Annotated in this window: 18 protein-coding genes and 3 pseudogenes; 9 read left to right on the top strand and 12 right to left on the bottom strand. The window is 40.1% G+C overall.

Annotation, left to right across the window (positions count from 1 at the left end; translation table 11 throughout):
* Positions 1 to 105, top strand: a pseudogene (locus ACSC97_RS13120) (IS30 family transposase); the annotation flags it as partial.
* 57 nt (positions 106 to 162) lie between these two features.
* Here ACSC97_RS13120 and pbpG read toward each other — a convergent pair.
* Positions 163 to 1224 (bottom strand): D-alanyl-D-alanine endopeptidase PBP7/8, encoded by a 1062-nt coding sequence (pbpG, locus tag ACSC97_RS13115; protein WP_126132058.1) that lies wholly within the window; start codon positions 1222 to 1224, stop codon positions 163 to 165.
* 211 nt (positions 1225 to 1435) lie between these two features.
* Here pbpG and gacA point away from each other — a divergent pair, with 211 nt between their 5' ends.
* From gacA to ACSC97_RS13100, 3 genes and pseudogenes are all read left to right on the top strand, one after another.
* Entirely contained in the window at positions 1436 to 2071 is a 636-nt protein-coding gene (gene gacA / locus ACSC97_RS13110; RefSeq protein WP_004957336.1) for a response regulator transcription factor GacA, read from the top strand.
* 193 nt (positions 2072 to 2264) lie between these two features.
* Entirely contained in the window at positions 2265 to 3653 is a 1389-nt protein-coding gene (locus tag ACSC97_RS13105; protein ID WP_436661342.1) for a sensor histidine kinase, read from the top strand.
* A 33-nt stretch (positions 3654 to 3686) separates the two neighbouring features.
* A pseudogene (locus ACSC97_RS13100) lies at positions 3687 to 5105 on the top strand (sigma-54-dependent transcriptional regulator); the annotation flags it as partial.
* A 38-nt stretch (positions 5106 to 5143) separates the two neighbouring features.
* Here the strand turns inward: ACSC97_RS13100 and ACSC97_RS13095 are convergent.
* The 4 genes from ACSC97_RS13095 to lptF form a co-directional block, all read right to left on the bottom strand.
* Positions 5144 to 6319 (bottom strand): S41 family peptidase, encoded by a 1176-nt coding sequence (locus ACSC97_RS13095; protein WP_151707866.1) that lies wholly within the window; start codon positions 6317 to 6319, stop codon positions 5144 to 5146.
* Positions 6320 to 6328: 9 nt separating this feature from the next.
* Positions 6329 to 7873: a 2,3-bisphosphoglycerate-independent phosphoglycerate mutase gene (gene gpmI / locus ACSC97_RS13090; protein WP_004917026.1), complete on the bottom strand. Its 1545-nt coding sequence runs from the start codon at positions 7871 to 7873 to the stop codon at positions 6329 to 6331.
* A 119-nt stretch (positions 7874 to 7992) separates the two neighbouring features.
* Complete coding sequence (lptG, locus tag ACSC97_RS13085) at positions 7993 to 9063, bottom strand: LPS export ABC transporter permease LptG (RefSeq protein ID WP_042892597.1); 1071 nt, start codon at positions 9061 to 9063, stop codon at positions 7993 to 7995.
* Positions 9063 to 10163 carry an LPS export ABC transporter permease LptF gene (lptF, locus tag ACSC97_RS13080; RefSeq protein ID WP_004917030.1) on the bottom strand — a complete coding sequence of 367 codons (1101 nt, stop codon included), beginning with the start codon at positions 10161 to 10163 and terminating at the stop codon, positions 9063 to 9065. The genes lptG and lptF overlap by 1 nt, the downstream gene beginning before the upstream one ends.
* A 158-nt stretch (positions 10164 to 10321) precedes the next feature.
* Between lptF and ACSC97_RS13075 the strand changes: the two genes are divergently transcribed.
* The 3 genes from ACSC97_RS13075 to blhA all read left to right on the top strand — a co-directional run bounded on the left by ACSC97_RS13075 (position 10322) and on the right by blhA (position 13001).
* The gene (locus ACSC97_RS13075) at positions 10322 to 11770 is read left to right on the top strand and encodes a leucyl aminopeptidase (protein ID WP_151690837.1); all 1449 of its coding nucleotides are present in this window, start codon (positions 10322 to 10324) and stop codon (positions 11768 to 11770) included.
* A 153-nt stretch (positions 11771 to 11923) separates the two neighbouring features.
* Entirely contained in the window at positions 11924 to 12340 is a 417-nt protein-coding gene (locus ACSC97_RS13070; protein ID WP_004917037.1) for a DNA polymerase III subunit chi, read from the top strand.
* A gap of 34 nt (positions 12341 to 12374) precedes the next feature.
* Positions 12375 to 13001 (top strand): cell division protein BlhA, encoded by a 627-nt coding sequence (gene blhA / locus ACSC97_RS13065; protein ID WP_151690836.1) that lies wholly within the window; start codon positions 12375 to 12377, stop codon positions 12999 to 13001.
* Between the two features lie 33 nt (positions 13002 to 13034).
* On the opposite strand, the gene ACSC97_RS13060 is transcribed toward blhA, so the two are convergent.
* From ACSC97_RS13060 to glnK, 7 genes are all read right to left on the bottom strand, one after another.
* The gene (locus ACSC97_RS13060; RefSeq protein WP_099949332.1) at positions 13035 to 13694 is read right to left on the bottom strand and encodes a riboflavin synthase; all 660 of its coding nucleotides are present in this window, start codon (positions 13692 to 13694) and stop codon (positions 13035 to 13037) included.
* A 149-nt stretch (positions 13695 to 13843) separates the two neighbouring features.
* Positions 13844 to 14683 carry an MIP/aquaporin family protein gene (locus ACSC97_RS13055; RefSeq protein WP_151690835.1) on the bottom strand — a complete coding sequence of 280 codons (840 nt, stop codon included), beginning with the start codon at positions 14681 to 14683 and terminating at the stop codon, positions 13844 to 13846.
* Between the two features lie 344 nt (positions 14684 to 15027).
* Entirely contained in the window at positions 15028 to 16320 is a 1293-nt protein-coding gene (locus ACSC97_RS13050; protein ID WP_005403522.1) for a DNA adenine methylase, read from the bottom strand.
* Positions 16317 to 17417, bottom strand: coding sequence for a bifunctional diaminohydroxyphosphoribosylaminopyrimidine deaminase/5-amino-6-(5-phosphoribosylamino)uracil reductase RibD (gene ribD, locus ACSC97_RS13045; RefSeq protein WP_151690834.1), 1101 nt, complete (start codon positions 17415 to 17417; stop codon positions 16317 to 16319). Before ribD ends, ACSC97_RS13050 begins: the two co-directional genes overlap by 4 nt.
* Before the next feature lie 12 nt (positions 17418 to 17429).
* On the bottom strand, positions 17430 to 17894 hold the full coding sequence (gene nrdR, locus ACSC97_RS13040; protein ID WP_004957298.1) for a transcriptional regulator NrdR: 465 nt from the start codon (positions 17892 to 17894) through the stop codon (positions 17430 to 17432).
* 170 nt (positions 17895 to 18064) lie between these two features.
* Positions 18065 to 19477, bottom strand: a complete 1413-nt coding sequence (locus tag ACSC97_RS13035; protein WP_075695870.1) for an ammonium transporter — start codon at positions 19475 to 19477, stop codon at positions 18065 to 18067.
* Positions 19478 to 19544: 67 nt separating this feature from the next.
* Positions 19545 to 19883, bottom strand: a complete 339-nt coding sequence (glnK, locus tag ACSC97_RS13030; RefSeq protein WP_000780326.1) for a P-II family nitrogen regulator — start codon at positions 19881 to 19883, stop codon at positions 19545 to 19547.
* A gap of 275 nt (positions 19884 to 20158) precedes the next feature.
* Here glnK and ACSC97_RS13025 point away from each other — a divergent pair, with 275 nt between their 5' ends.
* On the top strand, positions 20159 to 20386 hold the full coding sequence (locus ACSC97_RS13025) for an accessory factor UbiK family protein (RefSeq protein WP_005403519.1): 228 nt from the start codon (positions 20159 to 20161) through the stop codon (positions 20384 to 20386).
* Positions 20387 to 20455: 69 nt separating this feature from the next.
* Positions 20456 to 21301 (top strand): annotated as a pseudogene (locus tag ACSC97_RS13020) (YifB family Mg chelatase-like AAA ATPase); the annotation flags it as partial.
* Positions 21302 to 21502 lie beyond the last annotated feature (201 nt).

Raw genomic sequence — 21502 nt, 5'->3', positions numbered from 1 at the left:
GAGCAGATAGAATTTGCACTCAACCATCGTCCTAGAAAAACACTAGGTTGGTATACACCGAGTGAAGTTATGGCTGGTTTTTATACTGTTGCACTTGCCGCTTGAATCCGCCAGACATAAAAAAGCTCTTCATAAAGAAGAGCTTTTAACAATCCAATGCTACTAAATACGTTTTGGTAGGGTAGCCACCCAATTTAATAGATTAGTCGCATCATTTGTACGTGCTTGAGAAGTTGAAGCCCCGAGCAATACGACAACAGCTGGACGAGAATTAACTGTGGTGTGCATCACTACACAACGTCCTGCCTCATTGATATAACCTGTTTTTGATAAGTTAATATTCCAACCACCATTACGTACTAATGCATTGGTATTATTAGACTTCAAAACACGATAGCCTAAATTAAAATCGTAAGTAGGTGTTGTTGAGAACTGACGAATCAAACCATATTGAGATGCAGCACTCACCAAAATACCTAAATCTCTTGCTGATGAAACATTATGCGGATCAAGGCCTGTAGATTCAGCATAACGAGTTGATGTCATACCTAATTGTCTTGCTTTAGCATTCATCGCAGCCACAAACGCTGAACGGCCACCTGGATATGTACGAGCTAAAGCAGCAGCAGCAGGATTCTCAGATTTCATCAATGCGAAAAGCAGTAGTTCTGCACGATTCATCGTATCCCCGGCACGCAATGTAGAACTTGAGTTCTTACCACCAGCACCAGCGAAATCGATTTGTTGTAAGGTGATCTCTTCCGACATGTCTAAACGAGCATCAGCTGTCACAACTGCGGTCATGACTTTAGTAATCGATGCAATTGGAACTGCTAAGCTACTATTTTTACTGTACAGTACTTCACCAGTTTGTGCATCCATAACTAATGCTACACGTGCATTGACAGAGGGTTGATTGCTATACCCGAAAGTGTCACGTATTTGTACGCTCTTTTGAGGCGCCGTTGAAGAAGAAATGGAAGCAGAGCCACTCCCTCGTAAAGTTGTCGTGACTGAAGTTGAACCTTGTGGGCTGATCTCAGTCTCATCATCTTCCAGAAGTTGACTAACATCATTTGCAGACCAACTAATCGAAGCTGACGAACTGCCCGCACTCGGAGATACTGAATTATTATTCACTAATTCAGCAAAACTTGTTGAACTCCACGCCAACAAGATCGACATGCTTAACACATGCAAGACAGATTTTTTAGAATTTTTCACGACACAATACTCAACTCAGGACGCTGTACATTTGCGCTTACTATCATTATGCCTTACATTTGAACAAATCGGGTAAAGCTTTTGTAGACACAATTGTGTACAACTATTCTCTAATCACAAAGAATAGGATTGCTAATTTTGTCGTTTCATTGCAAGCTAATTTTGCTTTATGTAACAAAAAACCAGTTTTTTGAAAAAAAAGGAGGTCTTCTTGATCACTGTTCTCGTTGTTGATGATCATGAACTCGTACGCACAGGCATTTGCCGTATGTTAGAAGACCATCCAGATGTAGATGTTATTGGACAAGCTGAATCTGGCGAGGAAGCAATTGCATTGGTTCGTCAAAAACACCCTCAAGTGGTGTTGCTTGATGTCAATATGCCAGGAATTGGTGGCGTTGAAACTACTCGCCGACTACTCCAGTCAGCACCAGATACAAAAGTGATTGCTGTCAGTGGTTTAGCAGAAGAACCCTACCCATCACTACTGCTCAAAGCTGGTGCTAAAGGTTATATTACCAAAGGTGCACCAATTTCAGAGATGGTTCGAGCGATCAATAAAGTCATGCAAGGTGGTAAATACTTCAGTGCTGATATTGCAGAGCAGTTAGCTAGCTCATATCTTTCAGATACTCAACAATCCCCATTTGATTCGCTTTCAGAACGTGAAATGCAAGTTGCGATGATGGTCGTTAACTGTATTAGTGCTCAGGAAATTGCTGATAAATTGTTTGTAAGCGTTAAAACTGTCAATACTTATCGTTATCGTATTTTTGAAAAACTTGGGATTGATAGTGATGTCAAACTCACACACTTAGCGATTCGATACGGTCTTATTAAACCTTAAGAAAAGTGATCACATATGCTGGGCAAAATAGCCTCTTCCGTCTCCCAAACCGTCTATAAGCTTGGTATTTGGTATAGTGGATATCGGCTGATTATCTCTATCAGCCTTTTGCTCATTTATTTATTAACGGCTGAGCAATTAGCCTCAGACTATGATTACCCTTTTTTATATTTCTATACACTGATTTGCTTTATTGCATTTAGTATTTTCCAGCTTTTTTTACTCAAAATACTTCCAGTACAAGTCACTAAACAGCTCATTTTTAATTTTTCTTATTGATGTGATTTGTTTAGCGTTGATTACTTTCTCTGCGGGGGGGCCAAACTTACAATTAAGTTTGCTGTACGTAATCGTAATCTTTTCTTCTGCAATTCTACTAAACTCTCAGCTCTCGCTGATCGTGACACTTTTTGCTGTCATTATGGTGGTTTATCAACGTTTTATTGGCGATTTCTTTAACTACAATAACTTAAATCATTTAAGTAATAGTATCTTTCTCGCTTTTTTATTCTTTGTTGTGCATGCGATTGGACGTATTGCAGTACAACGTTTTAAAATTTTAGAGACGTTGACATTCCATCAATCCATAGAGATTCATCAACTTCAAAATATCAACCGCTACATCCTTGAACAGATTGAAGATGGTTATCTCGTTCTAGATGAAAGTAACCATATTGTTTTAAGTAATCCTGCTGCCAATACTTTACTTGGAATTAATGTACCTGTTTCTACTGAGAAAACACCTTTAATAAAATGGCAACCCGATCTTTTTGAGCTGATCAAATTTAGTGAGCTAAAAGATGGTGAGGAATTTAGTTTTGAATCACAACTTAGCCCATACACGGTCAATGTTCGAGTCAAACATTTAATTGTTCCTGAACAGTCCCTATTCTTATTGATCCTGAAAGATGCCCAAAAACTTACTCAACAGGTTCAACAATTGAAATTGGCAGCTTTAGGACAACTTTCTGCAAGTATTGCACACGAAATCAGAAACCCACTTGCAGCTATTGTACAAGCCAATGAATTACTTAAGGGTAGCGATATCCATCAGCAAGACATGCTATCTCGAATGATTAGCAAACAGGCAAAAAGGATCGATAGCATCATTCAAGATACTTTGGGGATGGCACGCAATAAACCTACTGAACCACAAATTATTCAATTAACAGAATTTTTTGAAACATTATTAAATGAAGATTTAGCAGATGTTAAATCTAAGATCCAACTCAGTTTGCCTGAAAATGTAGCAATCCTGTTTGATGAAAAACAATTAAGACAAGTGTTAATCAATCTTATTCGTAATGCTATAAGACACAATGCACCTGAAGCAGAATATATTGAAGTGAATATTCATCTAAATGATGGTCGCACCCGAATAGATGTGATTGATTTTGGTACAGGCGTTGCAAAAAGAGATATTTCTCAGTTATTCAAACCATTTTTTAGTACCGAAATTAAAGGAACTGGTTTAGGATTGTACTTGTCTCATAGTTTTTGTGAGGCAAATCATGCAAAGCTCAATTATATAGAGCAACAACAAGGAGCATGTTTCAGGATTGAATGCTCAAAAATTCATTGATTAAATTAGGTTTTTCGGGGAAATGGCACCTCTCAACCTCTCGTCTTACTCGTAGACGATGAAGAAGACTTATGTCTTCTTATGCAAATGACGCTCGCACGTATGGGAATCAAAACTCATCTTGCATATCGTGTGGAGCAAGCCAAAAAATTCTTTACCGAGTTTCAGTACGATGCATGTCTAACCGATCTTAACCTTCCAGATGGAAATGGTCTTGATCTTGTCAAACATGTGACTCAAAACTATCCAAACACACCAATCGCTGTTCTTACTGCTTACGGAAATATGGACATTGCAATTGCAGCACTGAAAGCTGGGGCGTTTGACTTTGTTAGCAAACCAGTGAATCAGACACATCTTGATCAACTGATTCAAAAAGCTTTAAACCGCCCTCAACCCGAACAAGAGGCGGTAGAAACAGCCTTAGAAAACAAATTGCTGATTGGGCGTTCAGCACCTATTCAACAATTACGGATCGCTTTAAAAAAGATTGCCCGTTCACAAGCACCTGTTTTTATTACAGGTGAATCAGGAACAGGAAAAGAAGTTGTTGCGAACTTAGTTCATCGTTTAAGTAATCGCAGCGAAGGACCTTTCATTGCCATCAACTGTGGTGCTATTCCAACAGAATTAATGGAAAGCGAATTATTCGGTCATAAGAAAGGCAGCTTTACAGGTGCAACACAAGATAAACAAGGACTTATCTTATCTGCACACGGTGGCAGCCTTTTTTTAGATGAAATTGCAGAACTTCCCTTAAATATGCAAGTAAAACTTTTACGTGCAGTACAAGAGAAAAAAATTCGTCCAGTTGGATCAGATCAAGAAATTGATGTGGATTTCCGTGTGATTAGTGCCAGCCACCAAGATTTAGAACTCTTGGTTCAGCAAGGTCGCTTTAGACAAGATTTATTCTTCCGCATTCATGTGATGGATATCGTATTGCCTCCACTTCGTGAACGTGGTCAAGATATCTTAATACTGGCAAATCATTTTATTCAAAAGATTAGCCAAGAATGGGAGTTACCTGTTAAATCCCTCACCACACGTGCAGAGCAATTCCTCTTGCAGCAATATTTTCCAGGTAACGTTCGCGAACTTCGAAACATTATTGAACGAGCAATCACTCTCAGTGATGATGAAACCATTGATTTGGCTCATTTGCAAACTGCACCTCTGCGTAGCTCAATCAGTATTCCTTCAAATGCTTATGTTCAGTCAGATGAAAGTGAAATAACGCTGCAAAGTGCGAGTCCAAACCCAAGCTCTAAAAAATTACCGCCAGAAGGTTTGGAACGCTATTTAGAAAATATTGAAAAAGAAGTGTTATTGAATGCTTTAAATCTGACCTACTGGAATCGAACGCTAGCAGCAAAAAAACTTGGAATGACCTTCCGATCTTTACGCTATCGTTTGAAAAAGTTTGGTTTAGATACTGAGGATGATGAGTAATCTCTGAATAAGAAGCCCCATAAAATTTGGGGCTTTTTTTAGATTTTGCTTTTTAAAGTCAATTCTGCCACATGTTCTAGATATGCATCTTCCCTTGTTTCAGGCGACAAGGGATAGGTTTGATGAGGTTGAATCCCTTGACCTTCAATCATATGTCCTTCAGGCGTATAATAATGAGAGACCGTCATTTGTAAGGCGGCTCCGCTAGGAAGTGGAAAAAGCTTTTGCACCACGCCTTTTCCATAACTATTTTCACCAATTACCCACGCTCTTTTATGCTCTTTTAATGCAGCAGTAAATACTTCAGCAGCTGATGCCGAACGATGATTAATCAAAATTCCTACTTTTAGATTTTGAAAGTCATTTGAAGGAAGTGCTTGAAATTGTTGATCTCCCTCAGAACGACTTTTTGTCGTCACGATCAAACCTTGGTTTAAAAATAAATCGGCTGACTCAACAGCAGCGGATAACAATCCACCTGGATTATTACGTAAATCCAAAACAACAGCTTTCAAACGATTTGAACTATATTCATCAATAATTCTTTTGATTTCATTTGCAGTGTCTTGTTGAAAGACACGAATTTTTAAAACTAAAACTTGATTGTGCAGTAACTCAGGTTCGATATCCGTTTCAACTTTTTTGTTTCTGACTAAGATGATAGTACTCGTGCTATTTTCAGCTTGTATTTGTACTGTACTTCCGATGGACCCATAAAGTAAGCCGAGAACTTGATCTTGATTTAGATTTTTTAATTCTTGATTATCAATTTTTAAAATTGTCTGCCCATTCCGCAAACCCAATTTATTTGAATCAGAACCTGTTTTTAAATCTTGAATCTGCCATGCGCGCATATGCGTGTCGTAATTCAAATTAAAATCAACTGATGCTAAATCACCTTCGGTATATTGAATGAGTTGGCGATATTCTTCTGCAGAAAGATAACGAGAATAACGATCTAGACCACTGACTAGACCTTGTATGGATTGTTGGAACAAAGCATCATCAGATTTTTTATCGACGTAATTGTCCTTCACAATGCTATAGATTTGAACAAACTGTTGAATTGATTCTATCGGAACTTCGGCACTACGCGATTCAGGACTCTCACCCCATTCATGCGTATGTGAGATCGGTGCAGCAAAGGAGGAATATCCCCCACACATCAACAAACTAGCAAATAATGCGCGATATATGTTGTTGTGTGGGGTCATTCTCTCACCTTATTGTAACGTAATTAGATTTTTACCTTGCATCTCTTGTGGAACAGGAAGATTCATTAAACTGAGCAAAGTTGGTGCTACATCTGCAAGCACGCCACCTTCAGCGATTGTTGCTTGTGTAGGTCCAACATAAATGAATGGCACCAGCTCAGTGGTATGTTGCGTATGTACCTGCCCGCTTTCATAGTCCTGCATTTGCTCTACATTACCATGATCAGCAGTAATTAACATATGACCTTTGTTTGCCATCACTGCTTCGTAGACTCGACCTAAACATGCATCCACAGTTTCTACTGCTTTCACAGCAGCATCAAACACACCAGTATGACCAACCATATCACCATTTGCATAGTTCACAACTAACAGATCAAACTCACCTGAATTGATTGCATTAACCAACTCATCAGTGACTTCAATTGCACTCATTTCAGGTTTTAAATCGTAAGTTGCGACATTCGGCGATGGAATCAAAATACGCTTCTCACCTGCATATTCATCCTCACGACCACCACTAAAGAAGAACGTAACATGTGCATATTTTTCTGTTTCAGCAATTCGTAACTGTGTCTTACCCAATCCTGATAGATATTCACCAATCGAATTCTTCAACTCTTCAGGCATATAAGCAACGGGAGCATCAATACTTGCTTGATAACGAGTCAGCATAACGAATTTTGAAAGTGCTGGAATTACTTTACGTGTAAAGCCTGTAAAATCTTTTTCAACAAAAGCACGAGTAATTTCACGCGCACGATCGGCACGGAAATTCATAAATACAATACTGTCGCCATCTTGTACTTTAACAATGTCACCAATACGTGTTGCTTTGACAAATTCATCGTTTTCATCAGCAGCATAAGCGAGATCCAACGCTTCAACTGCATTGCTAGCAACACGAGTCGCCTCACCCTCAGTCATTAAACGATAAGCTTGTTCAACACGATCCCAGCGATTATCACGGTCCATTGCAAAATAACGACCAATCATCGAAACAATGCGACCTTGATTTGGGTATTGAGCAAATACAGCATCTAATTTTTCTAACGAAGGTTTCGCACTACGTGGTGGAGTATCACGACCATCGAGAAATGCATGTAAGTAGACCTTTGCACCACGTTTTAGTGCAAGCTCACACATCGCCACGATATGGTCTTCATGTGAGTGAACGCCACCCTCTGACAGCAAGCCCATGATATGCACAGCACCATTTGCAGCTTTGGCTTTTTCTACAGCATCAATCAATACTTCATGCTCAAAGAAAGCACCAGTACGGATATCTTTAGTAATACGAGTAAAATCTTGGTACAACACTCGACCTGCACCAAGATTCATATGTCCAACTTCAGAGTTACCCATTTGCCCATCTGGCAAACCGACATCTTCACCTGAACCAGAGATTAAACTATTCGGATGCTTCGCTTTCATGGCGGTTAGATTTGGCGTTTTTGCTGCTAAATACGCGTTATCTTCAACTGCTTCACGATGTCCTACACCATCCATGATTACTAGAACGTGAGGAATTTTGCCAGCATTTGCATCCGTCATATTGGACTCTCTGTTTGTCTATCATTTGATCGGCATAGTTTACCGAAATTTGACAAAATTCTCTATGACCTGACGGATGGCTTTGCTCAATCGATAAGATAGGGAAAGCAAATGCTGCGTTAACGTGCTCGATAGAGCAAATAACTACCGATGCCGAACATCAGCATAATTGGCAACAATACAAACCATGCAGGAGATGGCGTATAAACCAAACTTGCATAACCTAAAAAGTCTTGCAAGTAGAAAAAGCCTAATCCCGTAAATAATGCAATCACCAGACGAAAACCCATAGACTGTTGACGCAATGGACCAAAAATAAAAGAACACGCAATCAAAACCAGTGCAATCAATGCAAAAGGAGAAGATACTTTCTGCCAGAAAGCCAGTTCGTAGCTCTTTGGTACTTGGCTATATTCTTCTAAATAGCGCATAAAACTAACCAACTGACTTGGAGATAAATCTTCAGGATCTAAGGTTACCATGTGCACATATTTCGGTTGCAAAGCGAGACCTAATGCCTGTTGAGCATGATCAGTTTTGATCGCATTACCTTGAGCCAGCAAATCAACTTGATGTGAATTCTGTAAAGTCCATTGACCATCTTTCACAAACTGACCTTTCTCAGCAGTAATAAAAGACTGAAGACGATAATTTTGATCAAAATCAATTGACTGAATATTGCGCAATTGCCCTTGAGAGTTTGCATAGTCAATATATGTAAAACGTTGACCTTCTCTGGACCAATATCCTTTTACTTCACCTAAAGTCGCAACACTACGTTGTTTTTTAATGCTTTGAGCTTTTTCATTTGTATATGGAATAACCCATTCACTTAATACAAAAGACAAAACAATTAATAACAGTGCTGAACGCATAACCCAGCCAACTATACGCCATAGGCTGATACCCACCGAGCGCATGACAATCAGTTCACTGTTCGATGCCAATGCCCCTAGACCAAGTACAGAACCTATCAACGCTGCTACAGGTAAAATTTCATACAAATATCGAGGCGCACCCCACATGACATACAAAAATGCCTGCCATGCGTTGTAATTAGGTTTAAGTGAGCCTAACTCACCTAGATACGTAAACAACACTTGTAAAAAGGAAAGCACCAATGTTGTTCCCAACATTGCGAGTACCGTGGTTTTTGTCACATGTTTGGCGACTATTCGACGTGCTAACATCATAACCCCACTCTCTGAATGCCTTTCTTAATTTTAGGCGCTAATTTCTGTTTGCGTGCAAAAATCGCTGCTGCAATTGCATAGACAAGAAGCACAACTGGATATGCCCAAATATCTAACTCTTCTTTACTAATTCGGGTCTTAATTGCAATCATCAATACAATTAAACTGGCAAAAATAAAAATCGCAGGAATGAGACGATAATAACGACCTTGTCTCGGGCTAACTTCAGATAATGCTACGGCGAGCAACAAAGCAACAAGGATCACAAAAGGTCCAAATATCCGCCACCCCAACTCACTACGAACCACCGAATCATCACGTTTTTGCCATAATTTACTCATAGATAATGCTTCAACATCATCACTTTCAAATTTAATGTCTTTATCATTTTCTAAACGTAAGCGATATGACTGAAATTCTGCTTGAGTGTAGCGTGGCTGATTCGGATAAATTTCGTAACGACGCCCCTGAACGAGGTCTACCACATTGGCTGTGTCATTAGCCATTTCCACACGTGTAGCTTCTTTTGCCAAGATCATGACATCAGGTTTGTCTTCACGTTCAGCTTTTTGATAATAGAAAATATCTTTTAAGTTTTTACGATCTTCTGACAAAGAGCCAGCATAAATGGTGTATGGCCCAGAAGAAATAAACTCCTTCGGTCGAACCAAATCAAAACCTGCTCGCACGGCTTGAGTTTGCATCAAACTCTCGTAAGCTCTGATTCCCGACGATGATCCCCAAAACATCAGAAAAGATTGAACAAGCAAATAGACGAAGGTCATCGGTAATAATAATTTTGCCAATTGATTTCGACTGACGCCACTACCATTTAACACTGCCATTTCATGGTCAACATAAAGTCGACCAAATACCAGCATCAATCCAATAAAGAAACCGAGTGGAAGAATCAACGTCAAAAATTCGGGTAGACGATATGCAATGATACTCAGCAAAACGCCAGCATCTAAACGACCTTGTGCAGCTCGTCCAAAAATCTTGATTAACTGACCACCCATAATAATGAGCGTAAGTAATGCAGTTACAACCAAAGAAGTGGACACCACTTGTTTGACGAGATAACGCCGAATAATCAAAGTAATGCTTCCAAAAAATAGACCAATCGTGGGGTAACGCTAGTTTACCCGAATGTTAAAAATATAAAACCTATCGCATGTTGCCGATTGCAAGCTCATACCTGAACGTGTTTAATGGACTTATCTATCTTTTTTGCTCATTAGGTTTTACATAAACAATGAAATTTACACTTCATACCGCATTACCAACTCAAGCGTCTAGTGAATCCTTGTGGATTTTAGTTGATTCAGAGCAATTACAACAAAGCACAAAGTCTTATAAAATCAACAATCTAGATAATCTTATTTCAGCAACACAATTTAAAGCAGCCTTCAACGAGAATTTACCGCTTATTGCTCAAATAGAAGAGCAAGCTAATGCCCAACTGCTTGGTTTAGGTAAAAGTAACGAGTTAAAACCGAATAAATTAGCAAAACTCGCACAAAGCATTATCAAATCGTCACAAAATAAATTTAAAGAAATTACGATTGATCTCACTGCTTTGCCAACAGATTTACATGCCTTATTCGCACTCAGTTTAAGTCAAGCAGGCTATGGTTATGACGAATTCAAATCCAAGAAAAATGAATTTGTCTTAGAAACCATCCATCTTGTTGCTGAAACAACTCTATTAAATGATGCACAACTCAACTTAGTTCATGCTGTTCAGTCTGGACAAAACTATGCACGCGACTTAGGCAATCGACCAGGAAATATTTGCTTCCCAGAATATTTAGCTGATCAAGCACTGGCTCTTGCTGCGCAATATCCAGATATGTTGCAAGTTACCATTCTTGATGAACAACAAATGGCTGACCTTGGGATGTATGCGTTCCTTGCCGTAAGCAAAGGATCTGATCGTCCAGGTCGAGTGATTACTCTTGAATACAAAGCCAATACAGATCAAGCTCCGATCGTACTTGTCGGTAAAGGTGTAACCTTTGATACAGGTGGTATCTCACTGAAGCCTGGTGCTGGTATGGATGAGATGAAATTTGATATGTGTGGTGCTGCTTCAGTACTTGGCACAATGCAGGCTCTTTGTGAAGCACAGCTACCAATTCATGTGGTGGGTGCGATTGCCGCAGCGGAAAATATGCCATCAGGTCGGGCAACTCGACCAGGTGATATTGTAACGACCATGAGTGGTCAAACTGTAGAAATTTTAAATACTGATGCAGAAGGTCGTCTGGTTCTATGTGATACGCTCACCTATGTCAAACGCTTTAACCCTGCTCTTGTGATTGATATTGCAACACTTACAGGTGCATGTGTCGTTGCATTAGGTAAAGTTGTAAGTGGCTTATTTACTCCTGATGATGAATTGGCTCAAGAGCTGCTACAAGCTGGCGAACAATCACTCGATCGTGTTTGGCGCATGCCTGTAATGGAAGAATATCAGGAATTGCTAGATTCACCTTTTGCAGACATTGCGAATATCGGCGGCCCACATGGTGGGGCAATCACAGCAGCATGTTTCCTTGAACGTTTCACACGTGACTATCGCTGGGCGCATCTCGATGTTGCTGGTACAGCATGGTTATCTGGAGCAGCTAAAGGTGCAACGGGTCGCCCAGTTCCTTTATTGATGCAATTTTTAGCAAATCGTGCTCAAGCAAATAGCTGAATGTTGTGACATTTATTTTTGTCATAAAAATAGGGCTTGAATATAACTTTGGACGATTCAAACTTGAGAAGTTTCAAGCCCTATTTGAGCATATTGATGTATTCGCTAGTGAATACATCAACCCAACCATAAAAAACAGATATGTGTAATTAGATGTCAACTCAAGCTCAAATTAGTTTTTATCTATTTGAAAATAGTACTGAGCGACAAGTTGAAAGTGCTTGTCGTTTATGCCGAAAAATTTTGAACCAACATCCTAAAGTGTGGTGGTATTGCGATAATGCAGAAATGCAGAACGAACTTGATGAGAAGCTTTGGACTTTTGATCCAACAAGTTTTATCCCCCATGGGATTCATTTAGAAAATAGTGCCGTATGTATTTCAGAAGAATTACCATCATCCAATGATTGGATTGTCTTTAATTTTAACAATCATGCACTTGAACAAACTCAAGAATTTCGACACATTATCGAAATTATTGAAAATAATGAAATTGCGAAACAAATCGGTCGAGAAAAATTTAAAATGTATCGTCGTTTAGGTATAGCACCTCGAACATTTAAATTATAAATCCGAAATTAGAGCGTCATTCGAGGAGTGTCAGGTGGCATTAAATGTAGGTCAAGACTTTAAAAAACGTTGGTTGAACACGCCTGAAGCGGTTCGCCAAACGTATCAAGAAGATTTAGCTCGCATCTGTGATTTACTCCTGCCCCAAACACCCATCCAAACTTGGGTTCATCATGATGAACAAGCACAACGAAATTCTGCACAACGAATTGAAAAAGCATATGCTGATCTCAAAGCAGAATTAATCGAACAAGCAAGAATCCGTAAACAATTGGCTTTAGAAAAGGCGCTTGAAGAAAAACGAGCTGCTGAAGCAGCATATGCAGCACAGCTTCAAGCGGATGAAGAGCGTCAGTTCGAACAACAAACTGAACATTTAGCAGCATTACGTCATCATATTGATCAAGAGATTGCAGACCAAACTGAACGTTATCAAGTAAATCCAGAACAACCAAGTATTGATTATGCTCAAGCTCAACACATGGTCATTAAAGATGAGCAAATTCAATCTGAGCTTGAAAGTGTGCGTGTCCGACTGGAACTAGAAGCTGAAAGTATGATTGAACAAGCGGTCACAGTTTTTAGAGCAAAATTACATGCGATTGCGCAAGACGAAATAGAATACATTCTCAAAAATAGTCAATTTTCAGATAAAGAATAATAAAAAGCCCAGTTCAAACTGGGCTTTTTTGAATCATTTCAAGAAACCATTTTCGGCCAAAAATGCCATACTGATATTGGATTCAGTTTTCTGCTCAGCCGCCTTATCACCGAGTAGTAATCTTTCGATATAACGAGCCAACACATCAACTTCAAGATTGACTTTGCTTCCAACTTGCCAAGTTCCAATATTGGTACGTTCAGCCGTATGCGGGATCAAATTCAAACTCAAAATATTGCCGCGTAAATGGTTAATGGTCAGACTGATCCCATCAACTGTCACAGAACCCTTTTCTGCCAAATATTTGGCTAATTCAACAGGTGCAGTCACTTCAAAATACAATGAACGAGCATCATGGCGGACTAAAGTAATTTCACCCAAGCCATCAACATGACCACTGACAATGTGCCCACCAAAACGAGTCGTTGGCAGCATTGCCTTTTCGACATTCACCGCTTGACCAACTTTCCACTGCCCCAATGTCGTACGATTCAAACTTTCACGGGAAACATCAGCCGCATACCAATTATCGCCCCATTCGATCACCGTCAAACAGATACCATTGGTTGCAATCGAATCCCCCAAATGCACATCCGACATATCCAGATCAGTTTGAATACGTAAACGAACATCGCCGCCCACACTTTGTAAGCTCTCAACCTTACCTAAACTTTCAATAATGCCTGTAAACATGGGAGTTTCAACCTATCTTTATGCAATACGCGCCATAGTCAATGAGATACCTTAAAGCAAAGAACTTGAGATAACAAGCCACTCAGAGTTCAAATCGTCAGAGATAAAAAAGGTAGTCATTTGACTACCTTTGAACAATTCAATGAGGTTTATTGAAACTCAGAAATTTGTGAGTTCATCTTTTCTTTGACTTCGACTTGCTGATGTTTTAGGAACTGGCTAAAGAAAAATTTATAACCTAATACACCTAAACACGCACCTAAAATTGGTGCAAAAATAGGAACCATAAAATATGGAACATCACGACCACCAGTAAAAGCGACAGGTCCCCAGCCCATAAAGTAAGCAACCAATTTAGGACCAAAATCACGTGCAGGATTCATTGCAAACCCTGTTAATGGGCCAAAAGAAGCACCGATTACAGCGACAAGCAATCCGACCAAAATAGGTGCTAAAGCTCCACGTGGTAAACCATTGGTATCATCGCCAATGGCCATAATTAACCAAAGTAAAAGCATAGTGATAAACATTTCCACCATGAATGCTTGACCAATCGACAACAACGGATGTGGATAGGTTGAGAAAATCCCAGCTAACTCTAAACTTTCTACGCTGCCGCGGAGCATATGATGAGTCTGCTCATAGTCCAGAAATAAGTTACTGTATAAAGCATATACAAGGAATGCACCCAAGGCTGCACCAGCGACTTGTGAAATGATATAAAAAGGGACTTTACGTTTATCAAACCCAGCAAATAAAGCTAAAGCGATTGTAACCGCAGGATTGAGATGAGCACCTGAAATACCCGCTGATAAATAAACAGCTAGAGCAACTGCTAAACCCCAAACGATACTAATTTCCCATAAACCTAAGTTTGCTCCTGCAAGCTTAAGTGCAGCCACAACACCAATACCAAATGATAGAAATATTGCAGTAGCAAAAAACTCTGCGACACATTGACCCCATAAAGTAGGTTCCGAGCGACTCATAACAACCTCACTTGGTCATAGCTACTGATCAGCATGACCTTAAATCAAGCTCGGCAAAATATATTCATTTTCGAAAATGATCAATATTTTTAAGGTACTTTTTAGACCAAAAAGTAAAATATTTTTCAAATAACAAAATCAATAAGTTCAAATGAAAAAATAATATAAACTTCTGTTTTTGATTATTATTTATAAAATTGACAATTATATATGAATTTATAAAAGCGCTTTATAACTCACATACAAAACAATAACTTAGTCTAAATATTAGCTCTAATGATTAAAAAAGATAAAAAATAGAAAAACCCAGACACCATTTTATAAAAAATGATGTCTGCATGAAGCTACCATAGTGCAAGTTGCGTGCTGTTGCCTGTTGTATCGACCCCGCCTAGCTCAGCAAAATGATAAAGCTGCCCTAATAGTTGTCTTAATGGAGGACCAGACTTAGCATGAGTATCTGTAATGACAATAAATTCAAGTACACGTGCACGTTCAGATTGGCGTTGTTTACTAACTCGATAGCGTGGAACATCTTGCGTCAGTAGTGTTACTTTGCCGCGTTTTAAATTCGCTGTAAGTAAATCTTTAGGCTCGATATTTCCATCAGTTGAATAGCTTGTCAAAATATAACGTGCATTAATCGTTTCAAGTAACTTCTCATAAGCATCTTTGGCATGCTTCGAAGAGTTATAAGGGCTAGGACGCTCTTTACGCCATGCTCGATCAATACCACTCTTGAAGCCCTTTGTATCAGGTGATGGCAAGTCAACTTGATCCCACAAAGTCAAAGCATTTAAAACATGATAATTACTGCTGTAAGCATGCTGGTTGTAAGGAGGATCAAGATAAGCAACATCCACCTCAAAACCACTCATTTGATTCGCTAAATGCTGAGCATCTACACACCACATTTCAGCAGCAGGTCGTTTTCTATCACCAATTTCGCAAAAGCGACTTGGGGTGAGCCACAATAAAGATTCTATACGTTCTAGTGCAGTTTGAGTTCTCCCCCCCCACCCTTGATGGAAACTCTTGAATACACCACTGGTATTACTCACAAAACTGGCTGAATAAAGTAATGGCGCCAACAAAGCACTCATCTCGACATCATTGATTGCACCTTGAGCTTGCCATGTCGCAATCTGTTGTCGAATTGCGTCTATACGCATGCCATTGCGGCGTTTAAAGAACAGTCGATCACGGGAAGGATCGTAAATATCATCATTGCGCGGGCATAAATTATGGGTCACCCAGCCTTTGACTTCAGGGAGCCTGTTTAAGTAATCAATCGCCTTTTGATAACCACCCAACTCTTTGAAAGCTGGTGCATCCACACAAGCTAAAATGGCATGATTGAGTGCATGACTATAGGGCTCCCAATCATTAGCAATCACACGATACCCATTTTGGCGGGCTAAACGAGAAACAACACCACTCCCTGCAAAAAAATCCGCAAAAATCGGTGGGTTCTTCTTTTTACTATTCAGAGTACCTGTAATCTCAAGCGCTTCTAAAATCAAATGTAGAAGTCGACGCTTATTCCCGAGATATGGAACTAACTGATGAAAAAGATACTCGTCTGTGGTACGTGCTGCATGACGACGTTTGTGATAAACCGATGGTTCTGGATTCATATCATCTCTTGGATAGGGAGCAATCTCAGGCGAATATCTTGCCCAAGTTGGGTTACATCGACCAACTCAAAACGAAGTTGCTCTGCCATTTTGCTAAACTTAGCGTTGAACATTGGACGAGCAGATTGACCAAGTAAAGTAGGTGCAACATAACTAATCATTTCATCAACCAAACCTTGTTCTAAAAAGGCGGTTGATAAGGTTGCACCCGCCTCTACCAACACATCATAAATTTGATATTGCTGAGTGAGGGTTTGCAATAATTGATTCAATGGTTGCGGCGCTAATTGTATCACGCCTAAATCGGCAAGTTCTTGACGAAATGGTGTCATCACCATGACGGTTTCAGGATTTTGTAAAATCTTGGCACTCAGGGGTAACTGTCCCTGACGATCTAAAATAATTCGTTTAGGTTGTACAACCGAGATGAGATCAATCCCGTCTAAGGAACGGACATTGAGTTCACAATCATCTGCCAGAACGGTCTGAATACCTGTAATCACAGCAGCGGAGATGGCTCGCCAATGTTGTACATCTTGACGTGCTGCTGTTCCAGTAATCCATTTCGATTCACCAGATGCCATCGCAGTCCGCCCATCTAAGCTAGATGCAATTTTCAAACGTACATAAGGTAAACCTGTCGACATCGCTTTTAAGAAGCCAAAATTTAAAGTTTTGGCTTCTTCATCACAAATCCCAGTTTCCACTTCTATGCCTGCATCTTGCAAGATTTTGACACCTTTACCAGCCACCAGAGGATTTGGATCAGAACAAGCAACGACAACCTTTTTGACTTGAGCTTTTACTAAGGCTTCCGCGCAAGGTGGTGTCCGACCAAAATGGGCACACGGCTCTAAAGTCACATATGCCGTGGCATCTTTGGCATTTTCTCCAGCTTGTCGAAGTGCAAATACTTCTGCGTGTGGCTGACCTGCTTTGGGATGAAAACCTTCACCTATGATTTTTCCATCTTTAACAATAACGCAACCCACATTGGGATTTGGTTTAGTCGAATACTGACCACGTCGTGCTAAATCAATAGCCTGTTGCATCCAGTACTGATTTTCAGAAAGATGATCTTGGATTAAATCGGACATGATTTCCCTAACTTAAGCTTCGTTTTCACGTTGTTGCATTTGCTCGATTTGACGACGAAATGCCTCCACATCTTGGAAATCTTGATACACAGAAGCGAAACGAACATACGCCACATGATCCAATGCAAACAAAGCCTGCATGACAATTTCACCAATGGTTCTAGATTTGACATCACGTTCACCGAGACGGCGAATTTGGGATTGAATGTCGCTCAGCACTGTCTCAATTTGCTCTTGAGTCACAGGTCGCTTCTGCAAAGCGTGCATCAGAGAGCGGCGAAGTTTTGCTTCATCAAAAGGCTCACTTTTCGCATCTGATTTAATAACCCGCGGCATTACCATTTCATAACTTTCGAAAGTTGTAAAACGCTCACCACACACCACGCACTCACGACGGCGACGAATCTGACTACCCTCGGCAGCCAAACGGGAATCGATAACTTTACTATCAGCGGCGTTACAAAATGGACAATGCATAGTTGTGCAATTAGTTATTCACGTCAACCAAGTGTATCAAAGTTTCAGCTATTGCTAAACAGAGAGCCACAATAGCCCATCAGTACAACCAAAAGTATATAAACGCTTTTTCATAGACATAAAAAAACAGCCCTTAAGGGCTGCTTTTTTATCGATATTCGAAAGATCAATTATTCGATACGTTCGCCATGTTGGCTAAGGTCAAGACCCATACGCTCATCATCAGCGCTTACACGTATACCAATCACAAGATCGATCACTTTAAGGATAATGAAAGTCACAACACCACTATATACGATTGTTGCTAATACACCTTCAATTTGAACCCAAAGTTGGCCAGCGAATGTCGGAGCTAGTACAACACCAGCAGCTTTAATGATTTCATCACTATAGAAGACACCTGTCAGTACTGCACCTACGATACCACCAACAGCGTGTAAACCGAATGCATCCAAAGCATCATCAGCTTTAAGTAAGCGTTTCAGTGCTGTAATACCCCAGAAACATACTACGCCACCGATCAGACCCATGATCAATGCACCACCTACACCAACGAAACCAGCAGCAGGAGTGATTACAACAAGACCAGCCACCGCACCAGATGCACCACCAAGAACAGAAGCTTTACCACGGATTAGACGTTCTACAAGTAACCAAGAGAATGCAGCAGCGGCAGCAGCAACTTGAGTTACCAAGATTGCCATACTTGCACGAGCACCCGCACCTAATGCGCTACCACCATTGAAACCGAACCAACCTACCCAAATCAAGCTCGCGCCGATTACAGTTAAAGTAAGGTTATGTGGTGCCATAGATTCACGACCAAGACCTGTACGTTTACCTAACATGTATGCAGCAACTAGACCAGCAACACCCGCGTTGATATGTACAACAGTACCACCAGCAAAGTCTAAAGCACCTGCTTTGAATAACCAGCCGTCTGCAGCCCAAACCCAGTGAGTAATTGGAGCGTAAACAAGGATGACCCAGATTGCGATGAATGCCATGAACGCAGAATACTTCATGCGATCAGCAATAGAACCACTGATAATTGCCACAGTGATGATCGCAAAGGTCATTTGGAAAATTACAAATAAGCTTTCAGGAATCGTCCCGCTCAGCGCATCAAAAGCAACGCCATTTAACATCGCCTTCGCCAAGTCACCAACATAGGCACCTGAACCAGAGAATGCGAGAGAATAACCAACAATCACCCAAATCAAGCTCACAAGAATTGCAGCTGAAAGGCTGAACATCATGGTACTGAGTACGTTTTTCTTACGAACCATACCACCATAAAACAGCGCTAAACCTGGAATAGTCATTAACAGAACAAGTGCTGTTGAAACAAGGATCCAAGCGGTATCACCTGTATCTGCTGTTGGTGTCTCTTCAGGTGCTGGAGCAGCCTCTGCAGGAGCGGTAGTTTCAGCAACAACAGTCGTTACTGTTTCAGCGACGGTATCAGATGCTGCTACAGTTTGTTCTGTTGCTGGTGTTGAAGCAGCTTCTTCTGCCCAAACAACAGCCGAACCACCTAAGAGTGCGCCAGATAGACTGAGCGCCATAAGCATTTTTTTCATTCGTGTCCCCCAACCTTATTTTGTGAGCTATTTCTCTTATTTCTAACTCAGCAAACTTTATGCCAATTTAGACAGCATCTGGCCCTGTTTCACCAGTACGAATACGGATGACTTGTTCTAAATTCGTAACAAAGATTTTTCCGTCACCAATTTTTCCAGTGCTTGCGACACGAGTGATTGATTCGATTACGGCATCAACCATTTCATCGCTAATCGCAATTTCAATCTTCACTTTTGGTAAAAAATCAACCACATACTCTGCACCACGGTACAATTCTGTGTGACCTTTTTGACGCCCGAAACCTTTGACTTCAGTTACGGTAATCCCTTGAACACCAATATCAGAGAGCGCTTCACGCACGTCGTCTAATTTGAATGGTTTTACAATTGCAGTTACAAGCTTCATGTTTGTTTTCCTTCGGCTTATTTTCACCAGTAAGGTTTTATGTTCAATTTTCGTGCCAATATTTAAAGGTTGGGGATTTTTAAATATCAGGCACAAGCTTTCTTTATAACCTATTTAGCCTTGAAGATGTAGATATTCAATCGAAAATAAGTTTCATTTGCCAACGTTTAGCTAAAACAAGTCTCCAGTCATCCAACGTTCAACAACAAGTCTAGAGGATTCAGACAAGCAGTGTTACACTGAGCAGCAAATATACATAACTCATTGAGCTCATTATGATTGAAACTCTTTTACAAGCGATTTTGCAGCAAATTGATCAACCTAAAAAAGATTTAGAAAAGAACCTCCGCGCATTATTAAATGAAAGCATCGAGAAACTCGATCTTGTTTCCAAACAAGAACTAGATCGTCAAAGAACTGCCCTCAATTTAGCCAACCTACGTCTTACTGAGTTACAACAACAGATGAAAACTCTTGAAGAAATGGTGCAGAACAAAAAATAAGCACCTTTTCAGTGCAACTTGCACATTTAAATGATTAAAAATAAAGAACCACAATGGAACAATAATAAAATGTCTTTTGCAAAAATTTATACAAGGGGATTATTGGGGCTACATGCCCCTCAAATCGAGGTCGAAGTTCATATTAGTTCTGGCCTACCCTCTTTAACTATCGTGGGTTTACCTGAGGCAGCAGTTCGAGAAAGTAAAGATCGCGTTCGATCTGCAATAATTAATAGTGGTTTTCTTTTCCCAACCAAACGCTTAACCATCAATTTAGCACCTGCAGACTTGCCCAAAGATGGGTCACGACTTGACCTGCCAATTGCATTGGGGATTTTAATCGCTTCAGGTCAGCTTCCTGAAAATTGTACGGAAGGATTTGAATTTATTGGTGAACTTGCTTTGGATGGTCATTTACGTCCAACTTCAGGGGCATTAACTATTGCTATGGCTTGTCAGCAAGCTAAGCATCATTTAGTTCTTCCTGAATCAAATGTGGACGAGGCAAATCAACTAGAAGACTTTCAAGTTTATCCTGCCAAACATTTACAAGATGTATGTGCACATTTTTCGGGCAGTAGCCAAATAAAAGCCGCACCACAACGATCTATTTCATCATTATCACAATATCAATACGATCTTGCTGATGTTAAAGGTCAACTTCGTCCTCGCCGAGCATTAGAAATTGCGGCTGCAGGAGGTCATTCATTACTCTTTAAGGGACCACCTGGCACTGGAAAAACATTACTTGCATCTCGACTGCCTTCAATTTTACCCCCTTTGAATGCTCAAGAAAATTTAGAGGTTGCTAGTATCTATTCCGTAGCAAATGCTCAACATCATTTCGGTCAGCGCCCTTTTCGTGCACCTCACCATACAGCATCTGCGATCGCTTTGGTTGGTGGAGGCTGTCATTTCCAAAGAACTATGCGACATTACAAACAACTATGCGACAAATAATCTGATAAGTAAGAAGAAAATAGATCCTAACTAAATAAGGTAGTTAGGACTTACGCATTGACGGATTCAAAAAAGTATTAAAATAGTTTATAAAGTATCTGTGATCAGACGAACTAAACATGCTTCTACAGCAACTTGTACATTACCCATTTATAT

Source organism: Acinetobacter sp. P1(2025), from assembly GCF_051390655.1.
GTDB classification, from domain to species: Bacteria; Pseudomonadota; Gammaproteobacteria; order Pseudomonadales; family Moraxellaceae; genus Acinetobacter; species Acinetobacter junii.
The sequence above is the reverse complement of the archived record's forward strand: the minus strand, read 5'-3'. Positions and strand labels throughout refer to the sequence as shown.